The sequence below is a fragment of the Ralstonia sp. AU12-08 genome, from assembly GCF_000442475.1.
GTDB lineage: Bacteria > Pseudomonadota > Gammaproteobacteria > Burkholderiales > Burkholderiaceae > Ralstonia > Ralstonia insidiosa.
In genome coordinates this window covers 24,151-47,177 of sequence record NZ_ASZV01000009.1, presented here as the reverse complement: position 1 = coordinate 47,177, position 23,027 = coordinate 24,151, and the positions used below count along the sequence as shown (strand labels likewise).

Here is a 23,027-nt window from a genome sequence, read left to right as displayed (position 1 = left end):
TCTCCCTTGACGGCCGGAGCTTAGCCGAACTTTCCCTTGCGGTGTTATGTGTATCACATCATAATGACATGACAACATAAACTGTGGTGACGGCCCAACCCGGATAGCCACATCGATACACGGAGACACCATGACCCATCAGACGCTGTCGGCAATGCGGGAGACGCAGGTCTCCAGCGCCCGCCTCACTGCCGGCGAGTTGGCCGCACGCATCGACCGCCTTCCGGCGACGCGCAGCATCTGGAGCTTGGTGTTGTTGTTGTCGTTGGGTGCCTACTTTGAGTTCTACGAACTCTTCTCCACGGCCTATGTGCTGCCAGGGATCATCAAGAGCGGCGTGCTGAGCGCCACCACCGAGGGGTTCTTTGCCTTCAACGGCGCAGCGAGCTATATCGCGGCGACATTTCTTGGCTTGTTGATCGGCGTGCTGGCCTTCGGCTCCGTCGCTGACCGGCTTGGGCGACGTTCCGTGTTCACGGTCGCGCTGCTCTGGTACTCGGTGTCGGCCGTGTGCATGGCGTTCCAGCACGAAGCGGTGGGGCTCAACTTCTGGCGGCTGATGACCGGCATTGGCCTTGGCGTCGAACTCGTCACGATCGATGCCTACCTGAGTGAGCTGGTGCCCGCGCGCATCCGCGGCCGGGCATTTGCGGTGAGCACGGTGATCTCCTATCTCGCGGTGCCTTCCGTTGCACTGGTCGCATGGCTGCTCGTGCCGCGCAACCTACTTGGCCTGGAAGGCTGGCGCGTTGTGATCCTGCTTGGCGGCGCCGGAGCATTGCTGGTTTGGCTGCTGCGGCTGGGGCTGCCGGAAAGCCCGCGCTGGTTGGCCAGCCATGGCCAATTGGAGCAAGCAACCGCCGTGGTGGAACGCATGGAGGCAAAAGCGCTTGAACAGAGCGGCCGCTCCCTGCCGATTCCTCAGCCACCGCGTGCGGTTGCGGTGGGCGAGCGAGCCTCCTTCCGCGAGATCTGGCAAACACCGTACCGACGCAGAACCGTGATGCTGGTCATCTTCCACGCCGCCCAGGCGATTGGCCTCTATGGCTTCTCAAACTGGATGCCGACCTTCCTGGTGCACCGCGGCGTGGGGCTGTCATCGAGTCTGGAATACGGGCTGATGGTCTCGTTTGTGGCGCCGCTCGGCCCGCTGCTGGCGGTGAGCTTTGCCGACCGTGTCGAGCGCAAGTGGCTGATTGTGGCCGCAGCGTTGGTGATGTCCGTTGCCGGCGTGATGTTCATCAATCTCGACAGCGGACTCGCCATTCTCATCACGGGTGCTTTGCTGACGCTCTGCGGAACCTTGATCTCGCTGGGTTTCCATGCGTACCAGGCCGAGTTGTACCCGACACGCAGCCGGGCAATGGCGATCGGCTTTGTCTACTCGATCAGCCGTGTCTCTGGCGCGTTGAGCGGGTTCCTCATCGCCGCTTGTCTGAAGTACGCCGGAGTGCCCGGTGCGGTCGGACTGATCGTCGGCTGCATGCTGATCGTCGCCTTGAGCATTGGCTTGCTCGGCCCCCGTACCGCAGGACGCTCGCTCGAAGACATCAGCCGGTAATGCGACCCGGCCCGACCATCTGCGCGGACTTCCAGTGCCCGCCTTCCAAGAACCACGCCAGGAGTTATCCATGAACGCTGCAACCCAATTACGCCAACTGCTCGCTCGGCCAGAAATCGTGGTCGCCCCAGGAGCTTACGATGGACTGACCGCACGCCTGATCCAGCAGGCAGGATTCGCTGCCGTCTACATGACCGGCGCCGGTACCGCCGCAGCGCGCGGGTTCCCCGACTTCGGCCTGCTCGGCATGAGTGAGATGGTCGACAACGCCGCCGTGATCGCGCGCTCGGTAGACATTCCCCTTATCGCCGATGCGGACACCGGCTACGGCAATGAACTGAATGTCACGCGCACCGTACGTGAGTTCGAAGCGCGCAACGTTGCAGCCATCCATCTGGAAGACCAGGTTTTCTCCAAGCGCTGCGGCCATCTGGATGGCAAGGAGATCGTCGAGCGCGATGAATACATCGCCAAGATCCGGGCGGCTGTCGCCGCGCGGCGCAATCCGGATTTCACGATCATCGCCCGCACCGACGCACGCGCCGTCGTCAGCCTCGACGAGGCCATCGAGCGCGCCAATCTGGCCATTGAAGCGGGCGCGGATATGGCGTTTGTCGAAGCGCCTCGCACGCTGGAGGAAGTCGCGGTCATTCCGCGCGAGGTGAAGGGTCCCTGCCTGCTCAACCTGGTGCCCGCGGGGCGCACGCCGCTGCTGCCGTTTGCCCAGGCGCAGGACTTGGGCTACCGCATGGTCATCCTTCCTGGCCTGCTGTTGAAGGCAACCATGGAAGCGGGTGATGCCGTTCTGCGAGATGTCCGCCAAAGCGGCCAGATGCCACCGCTCAAGATCGACGCGAGCGTCGCTGAGTTCTTCCGCCGCTTTGGCTCGGACGAATGGAGCGCACTGCGGCAACGCTTCCAACAAAACCATCAAGGGTGAGCCATGGGACGTACGCTTTTCGACAAAGTATGGGATGCCCATGTCATCAAGGACCTGGGCGACGGATGGGCTCTGCTGCATATCGATCGGCACCTGCTGCACGATCTTTCGGGGGCACCCGCACTCGGCGAGCTGGCCAAGCGAACGCTGCCGCCGCATAGCCCGGAGCTGTGCTTTGCAACGCCGGACCACGTGGTCTCCAGCGCGCCGGGCCGCACCGAGAAGACCTACCCCCTCGGCGGCATGCTCTGGGCCGGCCTGAAGCAGGGAAGCCAGAACGGACACATCCGCTTGTTCGATCTGGGGCAGCCCGGCCAGGGCATCGTTCACGTCATGGCGCCCGAACTGGGGATCGCCCTGCCCGGCACCACGCTGGTGTGCGGTGATAGCCATACCTGCACCAACGGCGGCCTGGGTGCGCTGGCATTCGGTATCGGCTCGTCCGAGATCGTGCACGTGCTCGCTACCCAGACGTTGCGCCAGCAGAAGCCGCTACGCATGCGCGTGCGCGTTGATGGCCAATTGCCGGTGGGCGTGACACCCAAGGACCTCGCGCTGCACCTGATCGCCAAGCTCGGCGCGTCGGCGGGCGTCGGGTATGCCGTGGAGTTCGCGGGGCAGACCATTGAGGACATGTCTATCGAAGGCCGTCTGACGCTGTGCAATCTGGCCGTCGAGCTGGGTGCCAAATACGCGCAGATCGCGCCGGACGACACGACGTTCGCCTACTTGCGCGATCGGCCCTTCGCACCGCAAGGCGAGTTGTTCGAGCGTGCCGTGGAGGACTGGCGCGCGTTGTCCAGCGATGCCGATGCCGTGTTCGATTGCGAAGTGCAGTGCGATGCAAAGGAGGTGCCTCCAACCGTGACGTGGGGCACAAGCCCAGATCAAGCCATGTCGATCGATGCCCGCATCCCAGACCCGGAAACGGCTGGGGACGCAGCGCGCGCAGAAGCGTGGCGCACTGCGCTGGAGTACATGGGGTTGGACGCAGGCCAGCCATTGGCGGGCACGCCAGTGGATTGGGTCTTCATCGGGTCCTGCGCCAATTCGCGCCTATCGGATCTGCGTGATGCGGCCAGTGTGGTCCGGGGCAAGAAGGTGGCGCCCGGCGTGACGGCCTGGGTGGTCCCGGGCTCAGAGCTGGTCAAACGCGCTGCCGAGGCCGAAGGGCTCGACGTGGTGTTCAAGAACGCCGGGTTCGAATGGCGTGAACCGGGCTGCAGCATGTGCGTTGCCGCCAATGGCGAACGCGTTCCACCCGGTGCCCGAGCCGTCTCTACGTCCAACCGCAATTTCGTTGGCCGCCAAGGGCCGGGCGCGCGCACCCACCTGGCAAGCCCTGCGATGGCCGCCGCCGCTGCCATCGCCGGCACCCTGATCGATATCCGGAGCCTCTGACCATGCAACCCTTCAAAACGCTCGTCGGTTTGGCGGCGCCGTTGCCACGCGCCAACCTGGACACCGACGTCATCATCCGCATCGAACGGTTGACCACGGTGCCCCAAAACGAGCTGGGCCAGTATGCCTTTGAGGCAATCCGGTACCTCGCCGACGGCACCCCTGATCCGGAGTTTCTTCCGGCGCGACCCGAATTCAACGGCGCGTCCATTCTTGTCAGCGGCGCCAATTTCGGTTGCGGCTCCTCGCGCGAAAGCGCCGTCTGGGCCCTGCTCTCCATGGGGTATCGCTGCGTGATCGCCCCGAGCTTCGGGAGCATCTTCTACAACAACTGCTTTCAGAACGGCGTCCTGCCGCTCACGCTGGACGAAGCACAAGTCAACGAGCTGACAACGCTTGCGCGTCAAGCCAAATCATTCACAGTCGACCTTGAACGCCAGGTCATCGAGGTCGACGGCCGGAGCTGGACCTTCGCGATCGACGCGTTGCGCAGAGACATGCTCCTGCAAGGGCTGGACGAAGTGGGCGGCACCCTGCTGGAAGACGACTTGATTCGCGCATGGCAGGCAGCAGATCGGGAGCGTCGGCCGTGGGTGTGGAATCTCTCGGGAGTCCAGTTCGACGGGCGAGGCAAGTCATGCTAGGCCGCGTCTTGGGGCGTTTGCTCAAAGGGCGGCGGGCCGGTGAAGACCGCCTGGCCTGGTATCACCCAGCCGTCTCATCGGCACCAGCGCTGCTGGAGTTGCGCAGCGAGAGCTTCAGCGAAGGACAGTCGATTCCCATCGCGCATGCCGGCCACGGTGTGGGTGCAAACCGATCGCCCGGCCTTTCATGGCACAACGTCCCGCCCGGCACCCAGGAACTGATCCTGATCGTCGAGGATGCCGACGCGCCTCTGCCCCGGCCGTTTGTGCACCTGGTCGCCACTGGCATCCGGCCGACATCGGTTGGGCTGCCTGAGAGCGCACTGAATGCCGCAACGAACACCTACGCATCGCTGGGGCGCAACAGCTTTGGCAAGGCGATCTACGCGGGCCCGCGAGCCCTGCCCGGACACGGCCCACATCGATACAGCTTTCAACTGCTGGCCCTGAACCGAGCACTGCTGTTTTCCGAGCCGCCGCGGCTGCGGGACGTGCTCGACCGCCTGGATGGGGCGGTGCTGGCACGAGGCCGCCTGAATGGTGTCTTCGAACGGTTTTGAACCACATGGAAAACAAGATGAACGAACATGCTCCACGCCAAGCCAGCGACCCGACAGGGCCGACCGGGCAACTCGCCACATGGCTGGCCAACTTCACACTGAGCACGGTGCCCGAGGCCGTGCTCGAACGTGCACGGTTGCTGCTGCTGGACGGCGTCGGCTGCGCGCTGGTCGGCGCACAGTTGCCGTGGTCGCGCATTGCCGTCGAGTCCGTCCTTGGGCTGGAAGCCGAAGGGCCATGCAATGTCATCGGCTGGGGCCGCAAGACCACGGCGCCTGTCGCAGCGTTGCTGAATGGCACCTTCATCCAGGGTTTCGAGCTGGATGACTTCCACCCGCTCGCACCGTTGCACAGCGCATCCCTGGTGTTGCCCTCGTTGCTGGCCACGGCGGAAAAGCTGGGCGGTGTGAGTGGTGAGCGCCTGCTGGCCGCCGCGATTGCCGGATTCGAGGTGGGGCCACGTGTGGGCCTGGCGCTGCATGGCGGCCAGATGCTTTCGCGCGGCTGGCATTCGGGGGCTGTCTTTGGCACGCATGCGTCCGCGGCCGCCAGCGGCGTGTTGCTCCAACTGGACGCCGCAGCATTTGAGGATGCGCTTGGACTGGCCGCAACGCAGTCCGCGGGGTTGATGGCGGCGCAATACGAAGCGATGTCCAAGCGCATGCACCACGGCTTTGCCGCACGCAACGGGCTCTACGCAGCGCACCTGGCGGCGAGCGGGTACACCGGCATCCAGCGCGTGTTCGAGCGTGATTACGGCGGCTTCCTCTCAACCTTTGGTGAGGGGCACGCGCCCGATGCCACGCAGATCGCCCATGGTCTTGGCGAACACTGGGAAACGCCGACCATCGTGCTCAAGGCCCACGCTGCCATGGGCGGATTGCACTCGGGGCTCGATGCGCTGTTTGATCTCATCGCCAAGCATCAGCTACGTCCCGATCAGATCGACAGCATCGATGTCGATCTGTCTCACGCCGTCTATCACCACGGCTGGTGGGAGCTCGAGCGGCCGATTACGCCCATTGCGGCGCAGATGAACATTGCCTATGCGCTTGCGGTTGCCCTCCTCGATGGCGAAGCCATGGTCCGGCAGTTCGCTCCGGAGCGCATTGATCGTGACGATGTCTGGGCGCTCATTCCACGGATTCGCGCCCACCACGACAGCGCGTTCGACAGCGCCGGCCCGCTGGGTCGCGGCCGAACCCGCCTGCGTATCCATCTGCGTGACGGCACCGCGCTGCAGGCCGAGCAACCGGCACCGAAGTCTGCGTTGCAGCCAATGCGCCGTGACCAGGTGGTAACGAAATACCGCCGGCTCACGGACGGCCTGCTGCCAGCACCGCGTCAGCGCGCCATCGAGACTTGTCTGCTGGAGCTGGAGAGCCTTGAGGACTCCGCCACGCTCAGTGAGCTCCTGGCCGGGCCAGTGGCATCGGCATTTTCTTGATGTCACCGGAAGGCAAACCCAGTAGTTGCTTTAGAACGGCCACCTAAAAAAACGAGGAGACAACACAGCATGAAATTGAAAACCATCGCCGCCGTGTCGCTGGCGACCTGCGCAGGTGCCGCGCTCGCGCAATCCAGTGTCACGCTCTACGGCGTGCTCGACACCAACATTGAGTATGTCAACAAGATGTCGTCAATTGCACCGGGGAGCGCGGGGTATCCTGGGCCAGCTGCCAGCCGAGTGGCGTTGAGTTCGGGTGCGCTCTCCGGATCGCGCTGGGGGTTGCGCGGAGAAGACGATCTCAGCGGCGGAAACAAAGCCCTCTTTGTGCTGGAGAGTGGTTTCGGCGTCGATGACGGCAAGCTCCAGCAGGGCGGTCGGCTCTTCGGCCGGCAAGCGTTTGTCGGCCTGGACACCGGGTTCGGCAAGTTCACCTTCGGTCGGCAGTACACCGCGATCTTCGATACGCTGGCCAACTTTTCGCCAACCGCCTATGCCACCCAGTACGAGCCCGTCGTGGCCATGACTGGGCTGAACTTCCGGTCAGACAACACAGCCAAGTACACCGGCACGTTTGGTAGCGTCACCGCGATTGCCCACTGGTCTTTCGGCAACGGCGTCTTTGGTGCGGGTGAGGTGCCAGGGCAGTTCAAGCGCGACAGCGGTTACGGTGCGGGGCTGAATTACGCAGGCAATGCGTTCGGTGCTGCGCTGGCCTACGACGCCTACAACCCATCGCTCGCACCGTTCGGGGACACCGGCTACGGCAGCTCGAAGAAGCTTGCTGCCGCTGCGAGCTACCTCGTGGGTCCAGCCAAGTTGATTGCCGGGTACCGCTGGGGACGGACCGATTTCTCCAATAGCGCCACGCTCATTCGGGACGATTTGTGGTGGGCCGGCATCAACTACCAGGTGACGTCTGCGCTCATGCTCACGGTGGAGTACGACTACGACCAGGTCAAGAGCCTGCAACTGACGAAGGCCGGAAAACCATTGAGTCAATCCAACCCTTGGCAAATCAGTTTCATCGCTGACTACAACCTCTCGAAGCGCACCGATGTCTACCTGACGACCGCCTATGTCAGAAATGCCGGGTTGAATTTCGATACTTCAGCGGTGGGCTTCGTCAACGGCTACTACCCGGGTGCTGGCCAGACCAGCATGGTGGGTGTGGCTGTCGGCATGCGCCACAAGTTCTGAGGACCGCGTCAACGAAAGTCTGTCGAGGTGCGCTACGTGGCACCCGAACACCGTAAAGCGCGCGTACGCCAGCCAATTCTGCAGACGAAGGCCACCAGCCAGGGCAGCGGTGCTTGTGGCCTCTTGCCGCAAAGCCGCTGCATCTCGAACGCCAGGCCCTGCTCCGCGCGGCAGGACGGCTCAACTGGATCAAGGGCGGCCGGCAATCCCCCCAACATGTGCCCCGCCCAACTGAAGCTTCTGACCTCGACGATCATACGAAAGAACCGCAAGCTCTCGAAAGGATCCATAAGCGCCTCATGACCGATGCACATGTTTCACGCGTATTGGTTTTGCGTCAGAAAATCTGCAACAGAGAACGTTTTGGCGATTGTTGGCACGGTAACCTAGAACAGGTAGCCACCCTACCGGGAACGTCGTTGTTGCGACGCCGACGTCGCTGTCCTGTTTCAGCTGGCCCCATGCGTTGGTGCATTCATTAAGAACGCGCGCCGACCGGTTCCATAGAACCACGCCTGCTCCACTGCGCAGGGCAATCGCAGAAGATTCATCTCTCACTGGGCCATCACATTGCGGCGCAAATGCACCCGTCAGATTTGATCATCTCAACATCTAAAGGTTTGTACTGTCCGCAAGGTGATGTCTTTATCGACCCATGGAGACCAGTAGATCGCGCGATCATCACGCACGCGCATAGCGACCACGCCCGCATCGGCCATCAGCACTATCTTGCCGCCGCACCCGGCGCGGGTGTACTGCGCGCTCGCCTGGGCGACGATCTCCCTCTACAAACCCTGCCGTATGGCGAGTCCATCGTCCACAACGGTGTCCGGGTGAGCTTTCATCCGGCGGGGCATGTTCTTGGGTCAGCACAGGTCCGGCTGGAATACGGCAATGCGGTCTGGGTGGTTTCCGGTGACTACAAAGTCGAGGCAGATCGCACCTGCGCACCGTTCGAACCGGTGCGCTGCGACACCTTTATCACTGAATCCACCTTCGGACTGCCGATCTATCACTGGCGGCCTCAGGCCGAAATCTTTGCGCAACTCAATGCCTGGTGGCACAGCAATGCTGAGGCGGGCCGCACCAGCGTCGTGTTTTGCTACGCGTTTGGCAAGGCACAACGCATTCTTGCTGGACTCGATGCCGGTATCGGGCCGATTGTTTCGCACGGTGCCATGCTGCAAATCGATGCGGCGTATCGGGAAGCCGGCGTTGCGCTACCCCAGACGCAGCTTGCGACCGAGGTGGATCGTACTGATCTGCGTCGGGCCCTGGTGCTGGCGCCACCATCTGCGCAGCGCACGCCGTGGATGCGCAGGTTTGGCGACTACGCAGATGCCTTTGCCAGTGGCTGGATGCAGCTTCGCGGCGCACGGCGGCGGCGCGGTGTCGACCGGGGCATTGTGCTGTCGGACCATGCTGACTGGCCTGGCTTGCTGCAAGCCATTGAAGCCACGGGTGCCGGACGTGTCTACGTTACGCATGGGCAGGTTGCGCCGATGGTGCGCTGGTTGTGTGAAGGCGGACGGGACGCCCGCGCCTTCGCCACCGAATATGGCGACGAGGACGATGCAGCTGAAGCGCGCGACGCTACCGCGTCATCAGAACCGCTGGAACACCCTCGGCCATGAAAGCGTTTGCCGATCTCTATGCGCAGCTCGATGCAACCACATCGAGCAACGCCAAACTCGCCGCACTGATGAAGTATCTGCGCACTGCCCCGGACGCTGACGCCGCATGGGCGGTGTACTTCTTGGCAGGAGGCAAACCTCGACAGCTTGTGCCCGTGCGTGTGCTGGCCAGCTTCGCCCAAACTGCGTCGGGCTTGCCAGCATGGTTGTTCGACGAGTGCTATCAAGCGGTGGGCGATCTGGCTGAAACCATCGCCCTGGTGCTTCCGGAGCCCAACCATGAAGACGACGCCAGCCTGGCCGAATGGGTAGAAACCAGACTGCTGCCACTGCGCGGCCAGGCGCCCGAACTGGTGCTCCCACGCCTGGCCGCATTGTGCCGGGGCCTGCCATTGCATGCCCGACTGGTGCTCATGAAGCTCATCACCGGTGCATTCCGGGTGGGTGTATCGAAACTGCTGGTGACACGGGCGTTGGCGGAAGTTGGCGACACCGACCCGAAGCATGTGGCGCAGCGGTTGATGGGCTATACCGACATCGGCCAGCCGCCCACTGCCGAGCGTTACCGCGCCTTGTTGGCCGATGCGAGCGTCGACGGCCATACGCTCGACGCCGGGCATCCGTACCCGTTTTTTCTTGCGCACCCGTTGCAGGCGGCGTTGGAGGCGTTCGACGCGCTGCTCGGTCCGCCCAGCGAATGGCAGGTCGAATGGAAATGGGATGGCATCCGCGCGCAACTCGTGCGTCGCGCCAGCAACACCTGGGTATGGTCGCGTGGCGAAGAGCTCATCACGGACCGCTTTCCGGAACTGGCGACCATGGCGGACACCTTGCCTGCGGGTACGGTACTCGACGGCGAAATCGTGGTCTGGCGCGAAGGCCGCGTGCAGCCGTTTGCACTGCTCCAGCAACGCATCGGCCGAAAAACGCTGAACGCGCGGGTGTTGCGCGATGCGCCTGCCGTACTGCTGGCCTATGACCTCCTCGAATGGCAGGGGCAGGACTGGCGTGAGCGGACGCAAGGCGAGCGGCGCGCGCAACTTGAACGCGTGATTGCCGAGTTTGCCCACCCGGCGCTGAAACTCTCGCCACTGCTGCAGGGGGACGATTGGTTGCACCTTGCGCGCCAGCGTGAAGCCTCGCGTGATCTCGGTGTAGAGGGGCTGATGCTCAAACGGCGCGACGCACGCTACGGCGTAGGCCGCACCAAAGACGTGGGCGTGTGGTGGAAGTGGAAAATCGATCCGTTCTCGGTCGATGCGGTGCTGATCTACGCGCAGCGCGGCCACGGGCGCCGTGCCAGTCTGTTCACCGACTACACCTTTGCCGTATGGGATGCCCCGCCTGAAGCGCCCGAGCGAAAACTGGTGCCCTTTGCCAAGGCGTACTCGGGCTTGAGCGATGCGGAGATCCGTCAGGTCGACGCCCTCATCCGCAAAACCACGGTGGAGAGCTTCGGCCCCGTGCGCAGTGTGGCCCCGACGCTGGTATTCGAACTCGGCTTTGAAGGCATTGCCCGCAGCGCCCGCCACAAGAGCGGCATTGCGGTGCGGTTTCCGCGCATGCTGCGCTGGCGGCACGACAAGCCGGTCGCAGAAGCGGATACGCTGCAAACGCTGGAAAGCCTGCTGCCCCCGCCATGAGCGAGCCCGCCCTGCCCGACCTCGATGCGTGGTTTGCCGCGCGCGGCTGGACGCCGATGCCGTTCCAGCGCCAGGTATGGTCTGCCATGGCGCGCGGTGAATCGGGTCTGCTGCACGCGACCACCGGCGCGGGCAAAACCTATGCCGTCTGGTTGGGGACGCTGCAGCGGCTGGCACAGGTGCGCGGGCGTGGCGGGGCACCGCCGCTGTCGGTGCTATGGCTCACGCCCATGCGCGCGCTGGCCGCTGACACCACGCGCGCACTGACGGATGCGGCACAGGCACTGGCACCCCACTGGACATTGGGCCTGCGCACCGGCGACACCAGCAGCGCCGAGCGTGCGGCCCAGTCGCGTCGCTTGCCCACCGCGCTGGTCACCACGCCAGAAAGCCTCTCATTGCTGCTCACGCGTGCCGATGCGCGTGATGCGTTGGGCTCGGTACGCGTGGTGGTCGTCGATGAATGGCACGAACTGGTGGGCAACAAGCGCGGCGTGCAGGTGCAGCTTGCACTGGCCCGCCTACGAACGTGGTCGCCCGAGCTGGTCGTGTGGGGCCTGTCGGCCACGCTCGGCAATCTGGCACAAGCCATGGATGCACTGAGCGATGCCCGCGCGCCCTCCACCGGCACGCTGGTTCAGGGCCACCTGCCCAAGCGCATGGAAATCGACACGTTGCTGCCTGACGGCGTGGGACGGTTTCCTTGGGCGGGCCACCTGGGCATGGCAATGCTGCCGCATGTGGTCCAAGAGTTGGAAAGCGCTCGCACCGCATTGGTGTTTCTCAACACGCGGTCGCAAGCAGAGCTTTGGTATCAGGCAGTCATCAATGCCCGACCGGAATGGGCAGGGTTGATCGCGCTGCATCATGGCTCATTGGATCGTGCGACGCGGGACTGGGTCGAGACCGGGCTCAAGCAGGGCTTGCTCAAGGCCGTGTTCTGCACATCGAGCCTGGACTTGGGCGTGGATTTCCTCCCCGTTGAACGCGTGCTGCAGATCGGCTCCCCCAAGGGCGTAGCGCGGCTGATGCAGCGGGCGGGACGATCGGGCCACGCGCCAGGCAGGCATTCGCGCGTGACCGTGGTACCCACGCATAGCCTGGAACTCGTGGAGGGAGCTGCCGCGCGCGCGGCGGCCATGTCCGGCCGTGTTGAAGCCCGCACGTCGCCTCACAAGCCACTGGACGTGCTCGTCCAGCACCTGGTGACAGTGGCGCTGGGCGGCGGCTTCGCGCCCGATGCGTTGCTTCAGGAAGTGCGCCGCGCATGGGCTTACCGCGATCTGCGCGATGACGAATGGCAATGGACGCTCGACTTCGTACGCCAGGGCGGCCACTCGCTCACGGCGTATCCGGACTACCACCGCGTCACCCCCGATGGGCACGGCGTCTGGCGCGTGCCCGATGCGCGGCTCGCGCGGCGCCATCGGATGAGCATCGGCACCATTGTCAGCGATGCCACCATGAACGTGCGCTGGTGGCGCGCTGCCGGTGGCAGTGCGTTGGGGTCGATCGAGGAAGGGTTCATCGCGCGACTGCGCCCGGGCGACAACTTCCTGTTCGCCGGCCGGCTGCTGGAACTGGTGCGCGTGCAGGACATGACTGCCTATGTGCGCCGTGCCAGCGGCAAACGCGCAGCGGTGCCGCGCTGGAACGGCGGCCGCATGCCGCTTTCTACCGAGCTGGCGCACGCCGTGGTCGCACAATTGGATGCAGCCGCGCACGGGCGCTTCGAGAGCCCCGAGATGGAAGCCGCGCGCCCGCTGCTCGAACTGCAGGCGCGCTGGTCTGCGCTGCCCAGCACAGCCACGCTCGTGGCCGAAACCCTGCATTCGCGCGAAGGCTGGCACCTCTTCCTGTATCCATTTGCCGGGCGGCATGCACATCTGGGGCTGGCGAGCTTGCTTGCCTGGCGGGCGGCCAACCGCGCGCCCAGCACGTTCTCCGTAGCGTTCAATGACTACGGTCTCGAGCTCCTGTCGGCCACGCGCATTGACTGGCCCGCGCTGCTCGCCAACGGTGACCTGTTTGCTACGCACACGCTCATGCAGGACGTGTTCGCCAGCCTCAATGCCGGTGAGCTTGTCCAACGTCGCTTTCGCGAGATTGCGCGTGTTTCCGGCCTGGTGTTTCAGGGGTACCCTGGCGCGCACAAGAGCACTCGCCAGTTGCAGGCGTCTTCCGGCCTGTTCTATGAGGTATTCCGGCGCCATGACCCGGGCAACCTCCTGCTCACGCAGGCGGAAACCGAAGTGCTGCGCCAGGAGCTGGATCTCGATCGCATCGAAGCCACCCTCGTGCGTATGCACGGCCTGCGCCTGCAGGTGTGCGAGCTGAAGCACCCTTCCCCATTTGCCTTTCCGTTGATGGTGGAGCGCTTTCGGGAGCAGCTATCCACCGAGAAACTGGCCGATCGCCTCGCCCGCATGCTGGCCGATGCCGAACATGCCGCCGGACCCGAGCCGACCGATCCGGACGCGGCAGAGCGGCCGGTGATCGACACCGACGTGCAGGCCGCGCTACGAATGACCGCGTCTGCGGATGATGCCGGCAAGCGCAGCCGGCGACATACCCGCCGACCGCGCAAGGCATCCAAACCGCTTCCGTTGCTATGACCGGGCGCCAGGATCTCGTCATTCAGTGTGGAGGTGACACCGTGTGGCTCCTGCCGGAGCGTGCGCTGTGGTGGCCTGCGCAGCGCATGCTGATGGTGGCGGATGCGCATTTCGGCAAAGCGGCGACGTTTCGCGCACGCGGTGTGCCTGTTCCCGCCGGCACTACGGCGCAGGCCATTGCACGGTTGGACGCCATATTGGAACGACTGCCAGTGATGCATATTGCGTGGCTGGGCGATCTGCTGCACGCGCGCGAAGCGCATGCTGCAGTGGGCTCTCTGGTCGACTGGCGTGAGCGGCATGCCGACGTTGTCTGCACGCTGGTCCGCGGCAATCACGATAGGCATGCGGGCGACCCACCAGCCAGCCTTCGCATCGACGTGGTGGAAGAACCCTGGATCGTCGGGCCGTTCGCGCTGTGCCACGAACCGCAAGCGGTGCCTGGCCACTACGTGATCGCCGGACACGTGCATCCGGGCGTTGTCATCAGTGGCCGCGGGCGGGATCGGCTGCGACTGCCGTGCTTTCGCTTTGGGTTGGGCTGCGCACTACTGCCAGCGTTCGGTGAATTCACGGGCTTGTGGACAGCGCCTCCCACACCGGATGAAACGCTATATGTCACCGCCGAGGGACGTGTCTGGCGCCTATCGAGCTAAAGGCACACACAGCCAATGGCATTGGCTCGCCACGCAATATCAATGACAATATCGGCTGCGCCGGTGTGACACGTCCTCGATGGTCATGTCGGCATCTCACCACCAAACTCGGAGAACGCCATGCGTGACATTATTGACGGTTTCCTGCGCTTTCAGCGCGACGTTTTTCCGCAGCGCATCGAACTTTTTAAGCAACTGGCGACATCACAAAGCCCCAAGGCGCTGTTCGTGACATGCTCTGACAGCCGCGTCGTCCCTGAGCTGCTTACGCAGCGCGAACCGGGCGAGCTTTTCGTGATCCGAAATGCCGGCAACATCGTGCCATCGTACGGTCCGGAGCCAGGGGGGGTTTCGGCTACGGTCGAGTATGCGGTCGCTGTACTCGGTGTGCGCGACATCGTCATTTGCGGCCATTCGGATTGCGGTGCGATGGGGGCCATCTCGCGCTGCACCTGTCTCGATCATCTGCCAGCAGTGGCCAACTGGCTAAGGCATTCCGATGCCGCAAAGGCGATCAACGCCGCGCATGAATTCGACTCGCCTCGCGCCAAACTTGACGGACTCGTACGCGAGAACGTCATCGCACAGCTAGCAAACCTGCGCACACATCCTTCGGTTGCATTGGCGCTTGCGCAAGGCCGAATGAATCTGCACGGCTGGGTATATGACATCGAAACTGGCAGCATCGATGCGCTCGACGGCACAACACGCCGCTTTGTGCCACTCGCAGATTCGCCGACCACGGTTGCCGTCACGTCCCGGAACGAGAGCTCGGTGGGGTGAGGTAGGTGGGCGCGGGCCCGTGTACTGCGGCTGCGAGCCACCGGCTGCAAGAGTACACGGCCCCACGCGAACAGGGTTACCACCGCACAAACGCAACCTGCGGTGTGCGGTAGAGATTGCGGCGCACGCGCTATTGAGAAGCGTCGTCTGACACGCCGACACCGCCGCTTTTCATGACCGTAAACAGGTCAGTCAGTGCACCTTCAAGGTAGGGAAAGCGGAATCGGTAGCCCGCTTCCATTGCTCGCCTGGGCTTAACGCGCTGACTCCCAAGAAACAGGATCGACATGTCCCCCAGCAGGATTCGCAACGCCCATGCGGGAACGGACAAGAGCATCGGGCGGTTCATTGCCCGCGCCAGCGTCTGAGCGAACTCCGTATTGCAGACGAGGTGCGGCGCACACGCGTTGAATGCGCCCCGGCAGTCTTCTCGCTGCAATAGGAAGTCGATCAGGCCAACCTCGTCGTCGAGATGAATCCACGGCATCCATTGCCGGCCGCTACCAAGGCGACCGCCAAGCCCCATGCTGAACGGCAGACGTAGCCTCGGCAGCATGCCGCCATGACGGGCAAGCACCGGGGCTGTGCGCAGTAGGACGACTCGCATGCCGAACTGCTCGGCGCGCTGGGCTTCTTGCTCCCACGCCACGCAAAGCTGACTGCCAAAGTCACCTTCGCCCGGGCGGCTGTCCTCATCCAGGGGCGCGTTCCCGCGGTCTCCATACCAGCCAATGGCGGAAGCCGAGAGCAACACGCGAGGCCGCCGCACACGCTGGCCAAGCCAATCCACGAGTTCACGTGTAAGGTCGATACGGCTGCGCCATAGGACCCTGCGTCTCTGCGCGGTCCACGGGCGGTCGGCAATGGGTGTGCCGGCCAGGTTGATTACCGCATCGAACGGCTCGGCGCCATCCAGCTCACGCAGCGCGGCAACACCCTTTGCGCCGGCGCACAGCGCTGGCACGCGTTGCGGAGTACGGCTCCAGACAACGAGCTCATGGCCCTGCATCTTCCAATCATGGCAAAGCGCTTGCCCAATCAAGCCGGTGCCGCCGGTCAGCAATATACGCACGGTTGTTCAGGGGTCATGTTGAGGGGAGGATCGGGTCAGCCGGCTTGGCGCGTTGCTCTATAACGTTTCCAGCCGCGCGCGCACGCTAGCGGCATGCGTGCGCAGTGCATCGTGCGCCTCTGCCGGCATGTTGGCGAGTTGGCGATACACCATCGCAAGACGCGGGTTGCGGTCGAATACCGCTGCATGACGCATGAAGAAATCCCAGTACAAAGCGTTGTACGGGCAGGCTCGCTCACCAACGCGCTGCTTGCTGTCGTAGTGGCACCCCTTGCAGTAATCGCTCATGCGCGAGAGATAGGCCGCACTGCTCACATACGGCTTGGTGGCGATGCGTCCACCGTCGGCCCATTGGCTCATGCCAACCGTGTTCGGCAGCTCCACCCACTCAAAGGCATCGATGTAGACACCGAGGTACCAGCGGTGCACCTCGGCAGGCGCGATGCCTGCCAGCAACGCGAAGTTGCCAATCACCATGAGGCGCTGAATGTGATGCGCATGCGCCGTTTGCAAAGACTGACCGATTGCCAGCTGCAGGCAACGCATCTGCGTATTACCGCTCCAGAACCACGATGGCAACGGCGCCTGATGATCAAGCGCGTTGCAGGATTCATATCCGGGCATGTGCGCCCAGTAGATACCGCGCACGTATTCGCGCCAGCCAAGGATCTGGCGTATGAAACCCTCGACAGCAGATAGCGGTGCTCTACCTTCCCGATACGCGGCTTCCACCCGAACGATCACCTCGCGCGGACTGAGCATCTTCACGTTCAAGGCGAACGACAGGAGCGAATGGAACAGCCTCGGGCTGGTGCTGCTCATCGCGTCTTCAAAATCGCCAAAATGCGGCAGCGTCTGTACGACAAACGCCTCCAGGCATGCCAGCGCCTCCGCGCGATTCAAGGGCCAGCGGAACTGCGCGGCCTGTGGGTCGCCAAAGCTCTTCACGCCACTGCGCTCCAGCGTGGCCCACAAATCGCGGTGGTCATGGCTAGGACGCGCGTCAACGGGTTCGCTAGGCGTGCCGCGCCACGGCTTGCGATTGTCGTGATCGAAGTTCCACTGTCCCCCTTCCGGATTGCCGTTGTCGTCCAGCAAGACATGATGGCGCCGGCGCATATCCCGATAAAATCGTTCCATGAGCCACTGTTTGCGGCCCGCAAACATCGTTGCCAAATCATGCCGCCCCGTCATGAAGTGTTCTGTGTCCGCTTCATGCGTGGTCAGGCTCTGATTGGCCGCCCAGGCGCGCAGTTGAGCATCGAGCCGCCATTCGTCGGCGGACTGCCATTCCACGCGTATGGCTTCATATATCTGGGCTAACGCAGCGAGGTTGCCCGTCACCGACTGTGTATTGCTCGCGTCGTCGATGGACAGGTAGTGCACCCGATGGCCTTGCGCCTGAAGGTGACGAGCGAAGTCGCGCATGGCCGCAAAGATGGCGAGGATTTTTTGCGCATGGTGCAGCACGTAGTCCGTTTCCTGACGCACCTCCATGAGCACATAGACCACATCGCGATCCACCTCAGCAAACCACGAGTGCTGTGGGTTGAGCTGGTCACCAAGCACCAGCCTCACAGTCTTGGCGCCATCCATCACGGTGTCCCCCAGAGGCGAAGGTACTGCCCCTCTGCATCGTATTGCGATAACTGCTTCTGGATATTGAAGCGCCGCCCTCCCCGCGGATCAGTCCCCCGACCCGCGATGTACAGCCAGTTGCCCTGGTTGTTGTAGACGTCATAGTCCACCAGTTGCGCTTCGAACCAGGCCGCGCCCGCGCGCCAGTCGCCCCCGAGTTCGTGAACCAGATAACTGGCCACAACTTGCCGCAGCCGGTTGCTGAGGTATCCCGTCGTCTGTAGCTCACGCATTGCAGCATCCACCAGTGGTTCGCCCGTGCACGCCTGGCACCAACGCTCGAACGCCTTGGCGTTATGTCGCACCTTAGGGTGCTCCACCAGCCCACGTGCCCGGTACAGCCGACGCCCGTGCTGCAGATGCAGGAAGCGAAAGTAGTCCCGCCACAGCAGCTCGAACCACAACCAGTAGCTGCCTTCGTTGGCGCCATGCGTTGCCTCGAACTGCCGGAGCTCGGCCATGATCCTGCGCGCGGACAACGCGCCGGTGGCAAGCCACGGTGACCATTTGCTCGAGTAGTCGACACCGGTCAGCGCGTTTCTGGTGCGCTTGTAGCTGTGCGGCAGTTTGCGCGCCAAATACTGCGTCAGATGGGCCAGACCGGCTGTTTCACCACCGTCAAACGCAGGGGTGCCGTAAGGGAATGACGAACGCATATCCTGGGGGCTGCGCTTGACGCTGTCCGCGGCCAAACTGCAACACAGGCTGGGTGGGACGTCGACGCCCGGAGGCCATGGCGGGATTCGTGCTGGCAGCTTGAGGGGCACAGGCGGTTTAACCCCTAAGCGCTCCACCTCCTGGCGAAAGGGTGTGAAGGTACCTGGCAAGGCGTGCACGGCCCACGGCAAGTCACCTGGCTCAAGCAGGCTGCTCTGCCACAGGGTATGGACCCGCAAACCGGCGTTGCGCACCGCCTCGACCTCGGCCTGCTCTTGCGGGGCGGCGATCTCCTCGCACACCACGGCGGTGGCACCTACAGCGCGTGCCAGCGCAGGAAGCGTGGTGGAGGCCGCCCCCCTGCATTGAAGCAAGCGGCTCCCCAGGCGGGCAAGCTGACCATCCACGTCGCGCAGGGCCGCCGCCAGCACTGCACGGCGATGATGACCGACGCGAGTGAACCCCCACGGGGTCGGCTCATCGTAGTCCGCATGGCAGTACACCGGCACGACGTACCGGGCGCCACTCGTGCATGCGGCACGCAGTGCAGGCTGATCGTGCAGACGCAGATCGCTGCGAAACCAGAACAGCACCGTACTCAAGCCGCCCCCTCTTCACCGGCAACCCGTCTGCGCGCCTGACGGCATCGTGCTGAACAGTACTTGACCCCGTCCCAGGTCTTCGCCCACTTCTTGCGCCAGACAAAGGGCAAACCACATTGAGGGCACTGTTTGCTCGGCAGGTTCTGCTTCTTGTGCATGCGTGAGGTCAGACATCGAAACTTTTCTGCTGGGGCATAGAGCAACGCGGCATGGTCATGCCCCCGCAGATCACGCTTGAACCAGACCACGGTGAACGTCATCGCAGCACACCCACTTATCTGGCTGGGACTGGGTCCTGACGTTCGTGCGACACCCAGATCAGCGCCGCGGTGTCGATGCCGAGCCCGCGCGCCCGCGCAACAACTGACTCGCGCTGCACCGGATCAAGATGCTTGTCGCGCGCCAGGATCCAGCAGTAGCTGCGATCCGGCCCCACCACGAGCGCCCAACGGTAGTCGGGATCGAGTGCCGCCACGTGATAGCCGCCGTAGAAGGGCCCGAAGAACGAGACCTTTAAAGAGCCGGTGCCGTGATCCCCGGTGAACAAGGCCCTGCCGATCGCTTGCCGCCACATTCCGGTGGTGGGATCAAAGCCGCGGTTCACCACGCGCACGCTTCCGTCAGGCTGCGACTCGTACGTTGCCGAAACATCCGTCAAGCCGCGCTCGAACGCGTGATCCAGCCGCGCCTGCTCGTACCATCGGCCCTCATAGCGCTGGAGATCGAACGGTGCGACTGGGTAGATGCCCTGAGGAGGACTGATCGGAGCGCAGGCCGCCACCAAGACTGCGCAAGCCATCATCACGCCCAGCAGTTGCAAGCGCCCTCGGCGCCCTCGCGTTACCCCTGTCGACGGCGGCAGGTGTTTCCGCAGACACCACAGACACCACATGCGTTTGAACAGATGGTTGATCCAAGAAGCGGTGCGATCGTCGTGCATGTATCTCACCTTTTGCCTTGTCTGCTGGACGGCTCTGCCACCTGCGCCTCGGCACCAGGAGGGCATGCGTGGCCGCGCCAGCCGCCTTGAATTGCGACACCCAGATTCATGAAACGAACTCGGCCGATGGCATCAACGCTCGGCATTGCTGTGACGATGCCGTGGAGTATAGGGAAGCAAGGGGTTTGCTGCGCCCTGCTGGTCGAGAATTCGGCCACCAATATCAACGCATTCTCGACTCACGTGCCAGCCACACATTTCATCGCGCCAAAAGGTTTTGTCTTCTGATGCATTCAGCCACTAGCCTCATGCTGTGATCAGGAGAGATCGTGGGAAAGCACAACACCTCAATGGAGCCACGTCGCTATCGAAGCGGTGAAGCCGCACGTCTGGCACGGATGCCCGCCGCCACGTTGCGGATCTGGGAACGCCGATACGCAGTGGTCTCCCCCCCAAAGACCCCTTCAGGTCAACGTCTCTACTCAGACGACGACTTGCAGCGGCTGCGGTTGATCAAAACCCTCGTGGATCAAGGGCACCCCATCAGCGCAATCGCCGGCCTCGACTGGGAGGCACTGAAAGCACTCATGCTGTCACGGGAAAGCACACCGCCGGAGTTGCCCGAGACGCTCTCTCTCCTGGTCGTTGGCCCCGCAGACATGCCGAGCGCAGGATCGGCGTTTGGCAGCATGCGCATCTGCATGCGTGCCGGTTCCATCGAGGAAGCGTCCCAATACGCCGATACCGGGAAGACAGCGGATGCGCTGTTTGCCTCCGTCACTTCCCTGCATGTCGAGACGGTCGCACGCATCGTGGCACTGGCAGAAGGCTTACATGCAAAAGCGGTTAGCGTGGTCTACGCATTTGGCACCCGTCGCGCAATTGAACTGGCGGGCCTTGCGGGAGTGCGCGCCATCGGCCAAGCCGACACGCAGGCTAGGCCCGCACAACTGATCGCCGAACTCGCTGACTGGGCGACAGCACATCGACAGGCAGACATGCTGAATGCCGGCACCGGGCCGCGCGCGATGCGCCGGTTCGACGACAAAGCCCTTGCCACTCTCGCAGATATTTCGTCAGCCATTCAGTGCGAATGCCCACGGCATCTTGCCGAGCTTGTACTGCAACTCAGCGCGTTTCAACGCTACAGCGATGAGTGCAGATCGCAGTCGCCTGCTGATGCCCTGCTGCATCACCGCCTTGGCACCGTCGCGAATCGCGCGGTGCAACTGCTCGAGACCGCGCTGGCAGAAATTGTGCGTCAGGAAGGACTGGTGAACCGCGCGCTGTCGCAAGCGGTTTGAGGGAATCGAGGTCGGAACGCGTGAGGAAGCATCCATGGGATTTGTGTGGATTACAGGCGCCAGCGGCGCTGTCGGCAATGCCCTCGCGAGACGATTGAACCACGCAGGAACACCACTGGTCCTGACGGCGCGAAATCGGGAGAGACTGGAGACGCTTGCCGCTTCGCTTGCGTCGCCGGAGGTCTTGGTTTGCCCCGCTGACACACTCGACCGGAATAGCACACAGCTTGCCCTCGAGGCCGGTATTGCACGGTTCGGTGCGCCCGAGGGACTGGCGCACTGTGTCGGGTCCATAGTCATCAGGCCGCTCCACCTGACGTCGGATGACGAACTCCAGCACGCACTCGATACCAACTTCATCTCGGCGTGGAATGTGCTGCGCCTGTTCGTGCAGCAGGTCATCGCTCACAAGACGTGGGCGAGCGCGGTGTTGATTGGTTCCGTCGCCGCGACGGCCGGTTTTCCGAACCATGAAGCCATTGCCAGTGCAAAGGCAGCGGTCGGTGCGCTTGCGCAGTCTGCGGCCGCGACGTACGCGGACCGTGGTATCCGCGTCAACTGCATTCATCCGGGGCTGACCACGTCAGCCATGTCAGCTCGCCTGACCGGCTCCCCAACAGTTGCAGAGCGACTTGCAAATGCCAACCCACTGGGCCGACTCGGGCAAGGCGACGACACTGCGGCGCTTGCGGAATTCCTGCTCAGCGCCGCCGCCTCCTGGATCACTGGCCAGCAGATCGGCGTGGACGGCGGCCAGGGAAGGTTGCTCGTGCCGCAGAAATCATGAGCGCGCTGGGCCGCCCGCACCAAGCGTTAGGCTTTGGAGATGAAGTCCGCCACGTCGGACAGTACCGGCCCAAGAAATTGCAGAGGCGGTGCGAGGGCTGCCACCAGCGTCTTGTGATCCAGGCGCGGGTAGACCTTGAGCGCAACCGGATGCCGATACTTCATCAATCGTTCGGCCAGGGAGAGCGTGTTGCGTCGCACGTCAACATAGGCATCATGCTCTCCGGTAAGTAAAAGCGCGGGTGGCTGCCAACGCTGATCCACATGAAACAACGGCTGGCTGTCTTGCGTTTCGTGCGGATGATTGAACACGGGCAGTATGTCAGCCGTCTGGATCGGTAAGAAGTTATACGGGCCTGCCATTCCGATCCAGCCAGAAAGCGAATCGGTACGGATCCCCTGTGCCCCCAGCCAGCGCGAATCCGTAGCCAGCATGGCCGCGTTGTAGGCACCCGCGCTATGGCCTGCGACGAACAGGCGTGCATCTGCGTAGCCCTGCTGCGCGAGCCAGCGCCGCGCGAAGGCCGTAGCAGCAGCACAGTCCTCCAGGAAGCCTGGATAGCTGACTTCCGGATACAGCCGATAGTCGGCCACCATAGCAATCGCACCGATCGCCGCCAGCGCCTCGCCGACAAAGGCGTAGTCCGTGCGTGTGCCATCTCGCCAAGACCCGCCGTAAAAAAACACGATCGCACGCGTGGGCCCCACCACTGGTTGAACAGGTCGGTAGACATCCAGCTTCTGTCGTGGGTTATCGCCATACGCCAACCCCAGCGTCGGAATACTGGCGCCTGACCTGGATACCGCATTCAGAACATCCAAGCCAGAGCAGCCGGTCAGGCTTGATAGTGCCGCAGCCAGCCATGCTCGACGGGTCAGGCGGGTCATCGACATGCGCGCTCCAATGCCAGGGCATGACAGCGCGTATTGCGCCCATTCAGAC

Annotated in this window: 21 protein-coding genes; 15 read left to right on the top strand and 6 right to left on the bottom strand. The window is 63.4% G+C overall.

Features of this window, described 5'->3' with window-relative positions:
* The first annotated feature begins 130 nt into the window (after positions 1-130).
* The 12 genes from C404_RS36870 (at position 131) to C404_RS36815 (ending at position 15,085) form a co-directional block, all read left to right on the top strand.
* Positions 131-1,561 (top strand): MFS transporter, encoded by a 1,431-nt coding sequence (locus C404_RS36870; RefSeq protein ID WP_021193779.1) that lies wholly within the window; start codon positions 131-133, stop codon positions 1,559-1,561.
* Between the two features lie 70 nt (positions 1,562-1,631).
* A complete protein-coding gene (locus C404_RS36865; RefSeq protein ID WP_021193778.1) occupies positions 1,632-2,501 on the top strand; it encodes an isocitrate lyase/PEP mutase family protein in 870 nt (289 codons plus the stop codon).
* 3 nt (positions 2,502-2,504) lie between these two features.
* Positions 2,505-3,902, top strand: coding sequence for a 3-isopropylmalate dehydratase large subunit (gene leuC, locus C404_RS36860; RefSeq protein ID WP_021193777.1), 1,398 nt, complete (start codon positions 2,505-2,507; stop codon positions 3,900-3,902).
* Between the two features lie 2 nt (positions 3,903-3,904).
* The gene (leuD, locus tag C404_RS36855) at positions 3,905-4,546 is read left to right on the top strand and encodes a 3-isopropylmalate dehydratase small subunit (protein ID WP_021193776.1); all 642 of its coding nucleotides are present in this window, start codon (positions 3,905-3,907) and stop codon (positions 4,544-4,546) included.
* Positions 4,540-5,106 carry a YbhB/YbcL family Raf kinase inhibitor-like protein gene (locus C404_RS36850; RefSeq protein WP_021193775.1) on the top strand — a complete coding sequence of 189 codons (567 nt, stop codon included), beginning with the start codon at positions 4,540-4,542 and terminating at the stop codon, positions 5,104-5,106. The genes leuD and C404_RS36850 overlap by 7 nt, the downstream gene beginning before the upstream one ends.
* Before the next feature lie 17 nt (positions 5,107-5,123).
* Positions 5,124-6,554, top strand: a complete 1,431-nt coding sequence (locus C404_RS36845; RefSeq protein WP_031329009.1) for an MmgE/PrpD family protein — start codon at positions 5,124-5,126, stop codon at positions 6,552-6,554.
* 69 nt (positions 6,555-6,623) lie between these two features.
* Positions 6,624-7,754 (top strand): porin, encoded by a 1,131-nt coding sequence (locus C404_RS36840; RefSeq protein ID WP_021193773.1) that lies wholly within the window; start codon positions 6,624-6,626, stop codon positions 7,752-7,754.
* Positions 7,755-8,335: 581 nt separating this feature from the next.
* On the top strand, positions 8,336-9,388 hold the full coding sequence (locus tag C404_RS0129690; protein WP_031329007.1) for a ligase-associated DNA damage response exonuclease: 1,053 nt from the start codon (positions 8,336-8,338) through the stop codon (positions 9,386-9,388).
* Entirely contained in the window at positions 9,385-11,031 is a 1,647-nt protein-coding gene (locus tag C404_RS36830) for an ATP-dependent DNA ligase (RefSeq protein WP_021193770.1), read from the top strand. The genes C404_RS0129690 and C404_RS36830 overlap by 4 nt, the downstream gene beginning before the upstream one ends.
* Positions 11,028-13,646 (top strand): ligase-associated DNA damage response DEXH box helicase, encoded by a 2,619-nt coding sequence (locus C404_RS36825; protein ID WP_021193769.1) that lies wholly within the window; start codon positions 11,028-11,030, stop codon positions 13,644-13,646. The genes C404_RS36830 and C404_RS36825 overlap by 4 nt, the downstream gene beginning before the upstream one ends.
* Entirely contained in the window at positions 13,643-14,302 is a 660-nt protein-coding gene (pdeM, locus tag C404_RS36820; RefSeq protein WP_021193768.1) for a ligase-associated DNA damage response endonuclease PdeM, read from the top strand. Before C404_RS36825 ends, pdeM begins: the two co-directional genes overlap by 4 nt.
* 120 nt (positions 14,303-14,422) lie before the next feature.
* Positions 14,423-15,085: a carbonic anhydrase gene (locus C404_RS36815; protein WP_021193767.1), complete on the top strand. Its 663-nt coding sequence runs from the start codon at positions 14,423-14,425 to the stop codon at positions 15,083-15,085.
* 130 nt (positions 15,086-15,215) lie between these two features.
* Here the strand turns inward: C404_RS36815 and C404_RS36810 are convergent, their stop codons facing one another.
* Genes C404_RS36810 through C404_RS36795 form a run of 5 tightly spaced genes read right to left on the bottom strand, consistent with a single transcriptional unit; the run spans position 15,216 to position 19,856 of the window.
* Positions 15,216-16,157: a TIGR01777 family oxidoreductase gene (locus tag C404_RS36810; protein WP_049286139.1), complete on the bottom strand. Its 942-nt coding sequence runs from the start codon at positions 16,155-16,157 to the stop codon at positions 15,216-15,218.
* A gap of 57 nt (positions 16,158-16,214) precedes the next feature.
* Positions 16,215-17,753, bottom strand: a complete 1,539-nt coding sequence (locus tag C404_RS36805) for a cryptochrome/photolyase family protein (protein ID WP_021193765.1) — start codon at positions 17,751-17,753, stop codon at positions 16,215-16,217.
* On the bottom strand, positions 17,753-19,054 hold the full coding sequence (locus C404_RS36800) for a DASH family cryptochrome (RefSeq protein WP_021193764.1): 1,302 nt from the start codon (positions 19,052-19,054) through the stop codon (positions 17,753-17,755). The genes C404_RS36805 and C404_RS36800 overlap by 1 nt, the downstream gene beginning before the upstream one ends.
* Positions 19,051-19,314: a DUF2256 domain-containing protein gene (locus C404_RS60895; RefSeq protein WP_306303141.1), complete on the bottom strand. Its 264-nt coding sequence runs from the start codon at positions 19,312-19,314 to the stop codon at positions 19,051-19,053. The genes C404_RS36800 and C404_RS60895 overlap by 4 nt, the downstream gene beginning before the upstream one ends.
* 14 nt (positions 19,315-19,328) lie before the next feature.
* A complete protein-coding gene (locus C404_RS36795) occupies positions 19,329-19,856 on the bottom strand; it encodes a lipocalin family protein (RefSeq protein WP_232317387.1) in 528 nt (175 codons plus the stop codon).
* Positions 19,857-20,120: 264 nt separating this feature from the next.
* Between C404_RS36795 and C404_RS60265 the strand changes: the two genes are divergently transcribed.
* From C404_RS60265 to C404_RS36785, 3 genes are read left to right on the top strand one after another with little or no spacing between them, the layout of a single operon-like run.
* A complete protein-coding gene (locus tag C404_RS60265; RefSeq protein ID WP_156667262.1) occupies positions 20,121-20,282 on the top strand; it encodes a hypothetical protein in 162 nt (53 codons plus the stop codon).
* A gap of 41 nt (positions 20,283-20,323) precedes the next feature.
* Complete coding sequence (locus C404_RS36790; RefSeq protein ID WP_232317384.1) at positions 20,324-21,298, top strand: MerR family transcriptional regulator; 975 nt, start codon at positions 20,324-20,326, stop codon at positions 21,296-21,298.
* A 34-nt stretch (positions 21,299-21,332) separates the two neighbouring features.
* Positions 21,333-22,085, top strand: coding sequence for an SDR family NAD(P)-dependent oxidoreductase (locus tag C404_RS36785; protein ID WP_021193761.1), 753 nt, complete (start codon positions 21,333-21,335; stop codon positions 22,083-22,085).
* Between the two features lie 26 nt (positions 22,086-22,111).
* Here C404_RS36785 and C404_RS0129685 read toward each other — a convergent pair whose 3' ends face one another.
* Positions 22,112-22,972 carry an alpha/beta hydrolase gene (locus tag C404_RS0129685; protein WP_031329002.1) on the bottom strand — a complete coding sequence of 287 codons (861 nt, stop codon included), beginning with the start codon at positions 22,970-22,972 and terminating at the stop codon, positions 22,112-22,114.
* Positions 22,973-23,027 lie beyond the last annotated feature (55 nt).